Raw genomic sequence first — 11328 nt, forward strand, 5'->3', positions numbered from 1 at the left:
AGCCCCCGTTACGGGAAGACGTCTGGTGCGCGCTAAGCACGCCTACGCGCCGGACCTCACCAGCTCCTCGGCCATCTCGCGGAGCTTGAACTTCTGGACCTTCATCGACGGGGTCATGGGGAAGTCGTCGACGAAGAAGACACGCTTGGGAACCTTGTAGCGCGCGATGCGGGGAATGGCCCACGCGCGCACGTCGTCCTCGGTCATCGACTCGAAGCCCGGACGCGTGCGAATGAAGGCGCCCACGATCTCGCCGTACTTCGCGTCGGGGATGCCCACCACCTGGGCGTCGAGCACGCCCGGCATGGTGAGCAGGAAGTTCTCCACCTCAAGCGGGTAGATGTTCTCGCCGCCGCGGATGATCATGTCCTTGATACGGCCGGTCACGCGGTAGTAGCCGTCCTCATCCACGGTGCCCAGGTCGCCCGAGTGCAGGTAGCCGTCGGCGTCGATGGCCTCAGCTGTGGCCTCGGGCATCTTGTAGTAACCCTTCATGACGTTGTAGCCCTTGCAGCACAGCTCGCCCGGCTCGCCGATGCCGCAGAGGTGGCCGTCGACCGGGTCGATGACGCGCACGTCCACAGGCGGGTGCGCGCGGCCTACCGTCTCGCACTTGTGCTCGAGGTCGTCGTCGGCCGAGGTCTGGGTGAATACCGGGCTCGTCTCGGTAAGCCCGTAGCAGATGGTGACGTCGCGCATGTTCATGCGATCCATCACCTCGCGCATGGTCTCGGGCGGGCACGGGCTGCCGGCCATGATGCCGGTGCGCAGGCTCGACAGGTCAAAGGTGTCGAAGTCAGGGTGGTTGAGCTCGGCGATGAACATGGTGGGCACGCCGTAGACGGCGGTCGCGCGCTCCTTGTGGAGCGCCTGAAGCACGAGTCCCGCGTCGAAGTCCTCCACGATGATCATGGTGGAGCGATGCGTGAGGTTGGCCATGACGCCGAGCACGCAGCCGAAGCAGTGGAAGAACGGCACCGGCAGGCACACGCGGTCATCGGAGCCGAGCTTCTGGCCCTCGCCGATGTAGAAGCCGTTGTTCAGGATGTTGCGGTGCGTGAGCATGACGCCCTTGGGAAAGCCTGTGGTGCCGGAGGTGTACTGCATCATCACCACGTCGTTGTTGTCGAACTGGCGCTCGGCCCACTCCAGGTCCGAGTCGGGGCGGTGCTGGCCGAGCAGGATGAGCTCGGGCACGCTGTAGAAGCCGCGGTGCTTCTCGGGCCCCATGTAGATGAGGTTCTCGAGGCAGGGGTACTCCTCAGTGCGCAGGAACCCGCGCTGGCACTCGAGCGACTCGGGCACGAGGTCGCGGATGATCTGGAGGTAGTCCACGTCGCGGTAGGCGTCGATGACGCAGAGCGCCTTCATGTCCGACTGCTTAAGGACGTAGTCGATCTCGTGGCTCTTGTAGATGGGGTTCACCGTGACCATGACGATGCCCACCTTGGCGGTGGCGTACATGAAGGTGAGCCAGTCGGGGATGTTGCGCGCCCACACGCCCAGGTGATCCCCGGGCTTCATCCCGATGGAGAGCAGCCCCTTGGCCAGGGCGTCAGTGCGCTCGTCGAAGTCGCGGTAGGTCCAGCGCAGGTCGCGGTCGGGATACACCACGAACTCGTGGTCGGGGTCTATCGCCACCTGCTCGCGGAAGTAGGCGCCGATGGTGAGCTCGGAGTGCAGCGGGAAGTCCTGGTCGCCCGGCTGGGGAACGCGGTTGTCAGCCATGGGAGCCCCCTAGAACGGCGTGTAGACGCAGGCGAGGAACTTGGCGTTCTGGCCGTCATGGGCGCGCACCTGATGCGGAACGATGGAGTCGTAGTAGATGCTCTCGCCCGGATGCAGCACGAACACCTCGTTGCCGTACTCGATCTCGATGCAGCCCTCCATGCCGTAGAGCCATTCCTCGCCCTCGTGGCTGTCGAGCTTGTGGGTAGTCTCGCCCGACGGGGTGACGGTGATGACGAAGGGGTCCATGTGACGCGACGGGCGGCCGGCCGCCAGGCTGAAGTAGCTCAGGTCGCCGGCGTCGCTGGCGGTCTGGAGCGCCTTGACGCGCTCGACCTCGGCCATCTGCTCGCCGTCGATGTAGGCCGGGCCGAAGGCCTCGTCGTCGTCCATAAGGGTGCCGAGCCGCACGCCGAGGGCGCGGGTGATCTTGATGAGCGGCGCGAGCGAGGCGGGCACCTCGCCGGCCTCGAGCTGCTCGATGGCCTCCACCTCGCACTGGCAGCGGTCGGCCAGGTCCTGGGCCGAAAGGTGATGCGCCGTGCGCAGGGTGGTGATCTTCTTGCCGAGCTTGTTCTCTTCCGCCATGTCTCCTCCTCCGATAAAAGCGTTTCGGGCCATGATACCGGAAATCTGCCGAGACAAGGCGAACTTGGGGGACGGCCCGGTATGGGGGACGCCGCAGGCTGCGCTCGACGCGTCGTCGTCACGAGCCAAGGTCTCGCTCCTCCTTTGGCTTAACCTCGCTGCGCCTGCGCGTCCCCCATACCAGGCCTCAACGTGATGGCACTGCCTCAACGAGGCGGAGAGGAGGGCTGCCGGGTCGACGCAGCGAGGTTAAGCCAAAGGTCCGGCGAGACCTTGGCTCGCCGGACCGACGCGTCGAGCGGAGTCGATCCGGCAGCCCTCCTCCCCGCCGTCCCCCAGCTGGGCATGGGCCTAAGCCGCGGCGGTGCGCTCCTTGCGGGCGGCAGAGCGGCGCTGCATGGCGTCGACGCACTGGGCCACGGCGGCGTCGCCGGTGACGTTGACCACGGTGCGCATCATGTCGAGGACGCGGTCGACGCCGGCCACGAGCGCCACGCCCTCCACCGGCAGCCCCACCGACTGGAGCACCATGGCGAGCATGACCATGCCGCTGCCCGGCACGCCGGCGGTGCCGATGGAGGCGAGCACGCAGGTGGCCACCACGGTGAGCTGCTGGCCGAGCGTAAGCTCCACGCCGAACACCTGCGCGATGAAGATGGCGCATACCCCCTGGTAGATGGCGGTGCCATCCATGTTGATGGTGGCGCCGAGCGGCAGCACGAAGGAGCTGACCTCCTTCGACACGCCCATCTTCTCCGCACACTCCATGTTGAGCGGCAGCGTGCCCACCGACGAGGCGGACGCGAAGGCGAAGCCCATGACGGGCAGCTCGCCCTTAAGGAAGAAGCGGGCCGACTTGCGGGCGAACACCCTGATGAGGCCTGAGTACACAAGGGCGATCTGGCAGGCCATGGCCACATAGGCCACCGCCACCAGCCACGCGAGCGGCAGCAGCACGTCCGGCCCGTTGTTCGCGATGACGGGCGTGATGAGCCCGAACACGCCGAAGGGAGCCACGAGGATGATGCCGCGCATGATCTTGATGCACACCTCAGACATCGCCTCGGAGAACTCCACCACCACGCGCGCCTTCTCCCCCGCCGCGATGATGCCGAACCCGAACACCACCGCTATCACGATAACCTGGAGCATGGTGGCATCAGCCATGGGCTGGACGAAGTTGGAGGGGAAGATGTTGACGAGCGTGTCGATGAGCGAGGGAGCCGCGGTGGGCTCATAGGAGAGATCCGCCGTGTCGAGCGTGAAGCCCGCGCCCACGTTCATCACGTTGGCGAACACGAGGCCCAGGGCCACGGCGCAGGCGGTGGTGGCCAGGTAGAACAGGATGGTGCGTCCGCCGATGGCGCCCACCTTCTTCACGTCCTCGAGAGAGACCACCCCGGCGATGATGGAGAACAGCACGAGGGGCACCACGATCATCTTGATGAGGTTGAGGAAGATGGTGCCGAGGGGCTTGATGTAGGTGTCGGCCACCTCGGGCGCTCCCTGGAGGGCGAGCCCGGCCAGCACGCCCAAGACGAGCGCGATAAAGATCCAGGTGGTGAGCGAGAGGCGCCGATGCCAGGGCGCTGCGGGGCGCGTCGTCTCGGTCATGCGGTTCCTTCCTTTCCCTGCGGGCGGGCGGCGAAAAGGGGCGCCCCGCGGGGCGCCCCTCGAAGACGGTCGGACGGATGGGCTAGCGCTTGCCCGCCAGCAGGCGGTTGAGGGCGTTCAGGTAGGCCTTGGTGGACGACACGATGATGTCGCCGTCCGCGCCGCGGCCGGTGAAGACCTCGCCGTTGGCGGCCTTCACGCGCACGGTCACCTCGCCGAGGGCATCGATGCCGCGGGTGACGGAGCTCACCGAGAACTCGGAGAGGTCGTTGGACACCTTCACGATGCGGTCGACCGCCTTGTACACGGCATCGATGGGGCCGGTGCCGTACTCGCAGACGGTCACCTCGGCGCCCTCGGGGTCGGCCAGAGTGACGGTGGCGGTGGGCTTGAGCGGGAACCCGCAGCTCACCTGCACGCCCTTGAGCACGTAGAGGGCGTCCTCCTCGCGGCCGCGCTCGTTGACCAGGCTCTCAAGATCCTCGTCGTAGACTTCCTTCTTCTTGTCGGCCATGTTGAGGAAGGCCTCGTAGAGCTTGTCGAGCTCCGCGCCCTCGAAGGCGTAGCCGAGCTCCTCCAGGCGATGCTTGAGGGCAGCATGCCCGCTGCGGGCCGTGAGCACGATCTGGCTCGCGCCGGCGCCCACGTCGGCCGGGTCGATGATCTCGTAGGTGTCGCGCTTCTTGAGCACGCCGTCCTGGTGGATGCCGGAGGAGTGCGCGAAGGCGTTGGCGCCCACGATGGCCTTGTTGGCCTGGACGCCCATGCCGGTGATGGAGCTGACCAGACGGCTGGCCTTGGTGAACTCGCGGGTGTTGATGCCGGTGTGGGCGTCGAGCTCCGCCTCGTGCATGCGGATGCCCATCACCACCTCCTCCATGGCGGTGTTGCCCGCGCGCTCGCCGAGGCCGTTGATGGTGCACTCCACCTGGGTGGCGCCGTTGCGCACGCCAGCGAGGGCGAGCGCCGTGGCCATGCCCAGGTCGTTATGGCAGTGGACGGAGACGGTGACGTTCTCGATGCCGCGCACGTTGGCCATGAGGTAGGCGATGCGCGCGCCGAACTCCTCGGGCAGCGAGTAGCCGGTGGTGTCGGGGATGTTGACCACCGTGGCGCCGGCATCCACGACGGCCTGGATGACGCGGACGAGGAAGTCGTAGTCGGACCGGCCGGCGTCCTCGGCGTAGAACTGGACGTCCTCGACATAGCGCTTGGCATACTTGACGGCGGCCACGGCGCGCTCGACGCAGGTGTCCTCGTCGATGCGCAGCTTGTCGGCCAAATGCGACGGGCTCACGCCGATGCCGGTGTGGATGCGCGGGCGCTTGGCGTACTTGAGCGCATCGGCGGCCACGTCGATGTCCTTCTCGATGGCGCGGGTAAGCCCGCACACCACCGCGTCGTCGCCCGCCAGCTCGGCGATGCGGCGCACGCTCTCGAAGTCGCCGGGGCTCGAGATGGGGAAGCCCGCCTCGATGACATCGACGTTCATGCGCAGAAGCTCGCGGGCGATGACGAGCTTCTCCTCGGTGTTCATGGAGGCGCCCGGCGACTGCTCGCCGTCGCGCAGAGTAGTGTCGAAGATGTCGATCTTGCGGGTCATGACGGTTCTCCTTCTCGTTCCTCTCATCCCCTCGGCCCCGGCTTGCCGGGACGCCGGCGGGGAGGCCGGCGCATACAGGGTCACGGTAGCCCTCTTATGTTAAGAGCGGGTTACTACAGGGAGATATACCACAGGTTCTTCAGGTCGATGGCGGCGCGCAGGCTCGCGAGGATCTCCTCGGTCACCTCTCCCTCCACGTTCATGAAGACGAGCGCGCACTGCTCGGCGGGCTTGTCGCCGATCTGCATGGTGGTGATGTTGACGTTCGCCTGGCCGAGGATGGTGCCGATGGCGCCGATGCGGCCCGGCGCGTCCACGTACTCGAACACGAGGCACTGCTTGGCCGGCGCGATGTCGATCTTATAGCCGAGCAGCGAGACGATGCGAGCGGCCTGGTTGGCGCCGTAGAGGGTGACGCCCACCTCCACCCCGTCGGCGGCCACACGCGCGGCCGAGGCGTACTCCCCCGCCTCGGGGACGGCCTCGGTCTCCACGTGGATGCCGTGGCGGTCGGCCACGGCGGCAGCGTTGGCGGCCGAGACGGCGCCGATGCGACGGTAGGCCAGGATGCCGTCGAGCGCACCGGCGAGCAGGATGGCCGGATCGGCATCGGCGATGGAGCCGGCGGCCTCCAGATGCAGCGCCTTGGGCGTGGCGCCGAGGATCTGCCCGATGACGCGGCCGGCCATCTGGCAGGCGGGCACGTAGGGCCCGACGGCGTCCATCACATCGGGCGGCAGCGGCGAGGCGTTGATGGCCGTGGGCACGATGGAGCCCTCCAGGCCTTCCCACACATACTCGGCGATCTGGGATCCAGCGCGTACCTGAGCCTCCTTGGTGACGGCGGCGATATGGGGCGTGAGCAGGGCATTCGGGAACTCGTGCAGGGGGCTCTCGCGGCAGGGCTCCTCCTCGAACACATCGAGGCCCACCGCGGCCACCTTGCCCGCGGCCACGAAGTCGGCCATCGCGGCCACGTCGAAGATGCCGCCGCGGGCGCAGTTGACGAGGATCACGCCGTCTTTCATGGCAGCCAGCTCGGAGGGGCCGAAAAGCCCCATGGTCTCGGCGGTCTTGGGCAGGTGGACGGTGATGAAGTCGGCCAGGGGGAGGATCTCCTCCACCGAGTCGAACAGCTCCACACCCAGCGCGGCGGCCCGCTCGGGGCTGCAGTAGGGGTCGTGCCCCACGAGACGCATGCCGAAGCCGCGGGCGCGCTCGGCCACGAGCCCGCCGATGCGGCCGAGGCCGAAGATGGCGAGCGTCTTCTGGTAGAGCTCGGTGCCGGTGAAGGCGGCGCGCTCCCACGAGCCCGCGTGCATGGACGCGTTGGCCTGGGGCAGGCGGCGGGCGCAGGCCAGGAGCAGCGCCATGGTGTGCTCGGCGGCCGAGACGATGTTGGAGGTGGGGGCGTTGCAGACGATGACGCCGCGCTCAGAGGCAGCCTCCACGTCGATGTTGTCGATGGTCACGCCGGCTCGCCCGATGATCTTGAGGCTGCCGGCCGCGTCCAGGAGCTCAGGCGTCACCTGGGTCTGGGAGCGCACGATGAGCGCGTCGTAGGGGGCGATGGCCGCTGCCAGGGCCTCAGGCGCCAGGTCAAGCCGCACGTCCACCTCATAGCCCTTGCGCCGCAGGATGTCCAGACCCTCGTCGGCGATCTTCTCCGTGACCAGAACCCTCTTGCGCGTCATGGCGTGCGCTCCCCTTCCTCACTACGCTGGCAAAGGCGGGCGACCGCGCAGGGCGGCCGTCCTCACTCGGGGAAATGATAGCGCACGCAGGCGCAAGCCGCGAGCAGACGCCCAGGTCGCGGCCTGCCCCGTCGGCGACGGGCGCGCGAAGGGGGGGGGCAGAGCCGGCGGGGGCCGGGGGCAGGCGATGGGCGGTGGGCGCGCGAAAGGGCGATGGGCGATGGGCGCCGGCGCGGGCCGCCCTGGGGCGATCGGCGGCGCACGGCGGGGCCGACAGGGCGACGCGCAGCGGGATCCTGACGGCCGATGGGGAGTTTCTGGCCAATTTCGCTACGGTTTACGCTGCCGAAGAAGGCTGCACCCGTCCTCACTCACCTCTTCGAACCTATTTTCCCAGGTCAGAAGTTACTCAGAGAAAACAATGTCGCCCAGACGCCGAAGCCGATGCGTAAACCGTGGCGAAATTGGCCACAAATCCGAAAATTCCGTACCTGGCCGCCCGTCGCCCGTCTGTCAACGGCGAATCAGACGACCCGATCGCCCCGCCGGCGCCCCTCCCCGGATAACGCGGCGCCCTCTTCGGCGCCGCCCTCCTGCCACCGCGCGCCGCCTAGCGCGCTAGCGGCTTTCCGGAGCGCTCCTCCTCGTCGAGCAGCTGGCGGGCGAAGGCGATGGCGTCATCGATGTTGCCGCGGAAGTGATCCTCCCCCACCAGGTCCACGAAGCCGGCGCGGCGCATGGTCTTCATCGGCTGCTCGTTGGCGTGGGAGATAATGAGGCTCACCCCGTTCTTGCTGCAGTAAGCGTGGAGGTTCTCGAGCGCGTTCATGCCCGACGCATCGAGCGAGGGCACGCCCCGCATGCGGATGATCAGGTACTTGGTGAACTCCTTCACCGAGATGTCGCCGATGCGCTCGGTCATGCCGAAGAACAGAGGGCCGTTGATCTCGTACACGCGCACGCTCTTGGGCAGCTCGCGCAGGTGGGTGACCTCCGAGTTCTCGTCGCAGTAGTAGCGCCAGCCCTTGACCTCGGTCTCCTCGCTCACCATCTTGAGCACAAGCACCACGGTGATGAGCATGCCCACGCCAATGGCCATCACCAGGTCGAAGATGACGGTGAGCGCGAAGGTGATGAGCATCGTGGCCACGGCGCCGCGCGAGGCGGTCTTGCACACATGCGCGAAGTTACGCCAGCCCGACATGTTGTAGGCGACGTGAACCAGGATGGCCGCGATGGTGGGCATGGGAATGTAGGCGGCGTACGGCATGAGGAAGGCCAGCACCGCGAGCAGCACCACCGCATGGGTCATGGCCGCGATGGGCGTACGGCCGCCGTTCTTCACGTTGGCCGCGGTGCGGGCGATGGCGCCCGTCGCAGGAATGCCGCCGAACAGCACCGAGGCGATGTTGCCGGCGCCCTGCGCCACGAGCTCCATGTTGCAGCGGTGGTGCGAGCTGATCATCGAGTCGGCCACCACGCACGAGAGCAGCGACTCGATGGCAGCGAGAATGGCGATGGTGACGCCGTTGGCCAGCTGGTCGCGGAACAGCTCGAGGCTCAGCTGCGGCAGGTGGAACTCAGGCACGCCTCCGCTCACCACATAGAGGTCGCCGATGGTGCTCACATCCAGGCCGAGCCCGCTCACGAGCGCCACGCCCACGGCAAGCGCGACAAGCGAGCCGGGAATCCGACGGCTGACGCGCGGCCAGCCGAACAGGATGCCCAGGCACACCAGGCCCACGACGAGGGCCTGGAGATTCACCGTTCCCAGGCTCATCGCCGCCGCCTCAAGCTTGTCGACCGTCTCGACAGTCGGCATGCCTGCGGGGTAGGTGAGCCCGAAGAAATCGCGCAGCTGGCCGATGACGAGCGTCACCGCGATGCCCGCCGTGAAGCCGGTGGTGATGGTGTAGGGGACGTAGCGGATGATGACGCCCAGCTTGAGGAAGCCCATGAGCATGAGCAGCACGCCGGCTATGAGCGTGGCCGCCACCAGCCCCTCCATGCCGTCAGACGCCACGATGCCGGCGACGATGGCGGCGAAGGCAGCCGTGGGGCCGGCCACCTGCACGCGGCTGCCCCCGAGCAGCGCGATGACGAATCCGGCGACGATGGCGGTGTAGAGCCCCTGCTCGGGCCCCACCCCCGACGCGATGCCCAGCGCGATGGACAGCGGCAGCGCCACCACGGCCACCATGATGCCCGAGAGGATGTCCCGGGGCACCTGGCGCCGCATCTCCTCCTTGGGCGTGTGCTTGATGATGCTGAACAGAATCGGCTTGATCTTATCGCGCTGCATGGGGTTCCTCGGGGTCGTCGCTGGCGGCGCAACGCCTCCGCCGATGCGCATCGCGGCATCGGAGAAGAGGCGCCTTTGCTCTGGGTGGTGTTCCTGCGCGCGGCAGGGCTCGCCATTTTACGCCGCCCCCGCGCGCACGCCCCCGTCAGACTCCCCAGCGGTCGCCGAGCGCTTTTCGCTGGCGCACTCGGACGCGGAGAGCGGCCTGCCGCGCCTCCAGAGAAGTTTCTGGCCAATTTCTGCATGGTTTACGCAACCGGCAGCCCCTGTCGGCAGCCCACCGTCTCCCCTAGGCAGCATTTCCCCAGGTCAGAAGTTTCTAGAGGAGAACAACCTTGCGAATAGGGAGGGCATGCCCGCGGAAACCATAGCGAAAATGGCCAGAAAATCCCCTTTGGGCGCATCCGGCGCGCCAGACGACGGGCGGGCGCGCCGGGAGGAGGCAGGGTGAGCGCCAGAGGAGGGCCGCAGGAAAGCAGGAGGGGCGGCCCGCCTTCCGACGTCCGCCCCTCCCGGGTTGATCGCTGGAGCCTCGGCCTACGCGTGGGCCTTCTCGAACTCGGCCATGTAGGCGACGAGCGCCTCCACGCCGGCCTTCGGCATGGCGTTGTAGATGCTCGCGCGCATGCCGCCGACGGAGCGGTGTCCCTTGATGGACTCGATGCCGTGGGACTTGGCCTCGGCCACGAACAGCGCATCGAGCTCGTCGGAGCCGGTGACGAACGGCACGTTCATGATCGAGCGGTCCTCCGTGCGAGCCGTCGCCTTGAACAGCGCGGACTGGTCGAGGTAGTCGTAGAGGATGGCCGCTTTCTCCTCGTTTCGGGCCTTCATGGCCGTCAGGCCGCCCTGGGCCTTGAGCCACTTGAACACGAGGCCGCAGACGTAGATGCCGTAGGCCGGCGGCGTGTTAGAGAGCGACTTGGCCTTCACCTGGGTGGTGTAGCGCATGATGGAGGGAGTGAAGGGCAGCACGTCCTCGCGCACGAGGTCGTCGCGGACGATGACGATGGTCACGCCGGCCGGGCCGATGTTCTTCTGGACGCCGCCGTAGACGATGCCGAACTTCGACACGTCCATCGGCTCGGAGAGGAACATGGAGCTCACGTCGGTCACGAGCGGGATGTCGCCGGTGTCGGGGAGCTTGGGGTAGCGAGTGCCGTAGATGGTCTCGTTCTGGCAGATGTAGACGTAGTCGGCGTCCGGCGAGAACTGGATGGCGTCCACGTCGGGCACGTAGGAGAAGTTCTCGTCCTCCGACGAGGCCACGCAGCGGGCGTCGCCGTAGAGCTTAGCCTCCTTGAAGGCCTTCTTGGACCAGGAGCCGGACACGATGTAGTCGGCCACCTTGTTCTGCATGAGGTTCATGGGAATGGCCGCGAACTGCTGGGTGGCGCCGCCCTGGAGGAAGAGCACCTGGTAGTTCTCGGGAATCTGCAGAAGCTCGCGCAGGTCGGCCTCGGCCGTCTCGATGATCTGCGCGAAGGGCTTGGAGCGGTGGCTCATCTCCATGACGGACATGCCGGTGCCGTCGTAGTCGAGCATCTCAGCCGCGGCCTGGCGCAGCACGTCCTCGGGCAGCACCGCCGGTCCTGCCGAAAAGTTGTAAACCCTACCCATGTTCGCTCCTTCGTCTCCGGTGCGGCCGGGACGCGGCCCAGGCCTCCTCAGCGCGTCAGCGCCGCTCCATCGTAGCACCACCGAGGCGGCGCCAAGGCCCGCGCGGCCCCAGGCGTCGCCCAGCGGCGCGGACGGAGGCCCACCGCCCGCGCAGGCGGGGCCGGCGGGCGAGCGCTGCG

Annotated in this window: 7 protein-coding genes; all 7 read right to left on the bottom strand. The window is 67.5% G+C overall.

All coding sequences use genetic code 11. The features are described 5' to 3' along the window. Nucleotides 1-42 precede the first annotated feature (42 nt). The 7 genes from D1643_RS00390 to serC all read right to left on the bottom strand — a co-directional run bounded on the left by D1643_RS00390 (nt 43) and on the right by serC (nt 11149). Entirely contained in the window at nt 43-1728 is a 1686-nt protein-coding gene (locus D1643_RS00390; RefSeq protein ID WP_160707516.1) for an AMP-binding protein, read from the bottom strand. 9 nt (nt 1729-1737) lie between these two features. Continuing rightward, on the bottom strand, nt 1738-2316 hold the full coding sequence (locus D1643_RS00395) for a helix-turn-helix domain-containing protein (protein WP_160707518.1): 579 nt from the start codon (nt 2314-2316) through the stop codon (nt 1738-1740). Nucleotides 2317-2667: 351 nt separating this feature from the next. Then, the gene (locus D1643_RS00400) at nt 2668-3930 is read right to left on the bottom strand and encodes a dicarboxylate/amino acid:cation symporter (protein ID WP_160707520.1); all 1263 of its coding nucleotides are present in this window, start codon (nt 3928-3930) and stop codon (nt 2668-2670) included. 82 nt (nt 3931-4012) lie between these two features. Further along, nucleotides 4013-5533 carry a 2-isopropylmalate synthase gene (locus tag D1643_RS00405; protein WP_160707522.1) on the bottom strand — a complete coding sequence of 507 codons (1521 nt, stop codon included), beginning with the start codon at nt 5531-5533 and terminating at the stop codon, nt 4013-4015. 113 nt (nt 5534-5646) lie between these two features. Continuing rightward, complete coding sequence (gene serA, locus D1643_RS00410) at nt 5647-7227, bottom strand: phosphoglycerate dehydrogenase (protein ID WP_160707524.1); 1581 nt, start codon at nt 7225-7227, stop codon at nt 5647-5649. 610 nt (nt 7228-7837) lie between these two features. Beyond that, complete coding sequence (locus D1643_RS00415; RefSeq protein WP_160707526.1) at nt 7838-9529, bottom strand: SulP family inorganic anion transporter; 1692 nt, start codon at nt 9527-9529, stop codon at nt 7838-7840. Between the two features lie 537 nt (nt 9530-10066). After that, nucleotides 10067-11149 carry a 3-phosphoserine/phosphohydroxythreonine transaminase gene (gene serC / locus D1643_RS00420; RefSeq protein WP_160707528.1) on the bottom strand — a complete coding sequence of 361 codons (1083 nt, stop codon included), beginning with the start codon at nt 11147-11149 and terminating at the stop codon, nt 10067-10069. Nucleotides 11150-11328: the final 179 nt, after the last annotated feature.

Origin of the sequence: Enterorhabdus sp. P55 (assembly GCF_009911695.1) — a bacterium.
Lineage (GTDB): Bacteria > Actinomycetota > Coriobacteriia > Coriobacteriales > Eggerthellaceae > Enterorhabdus.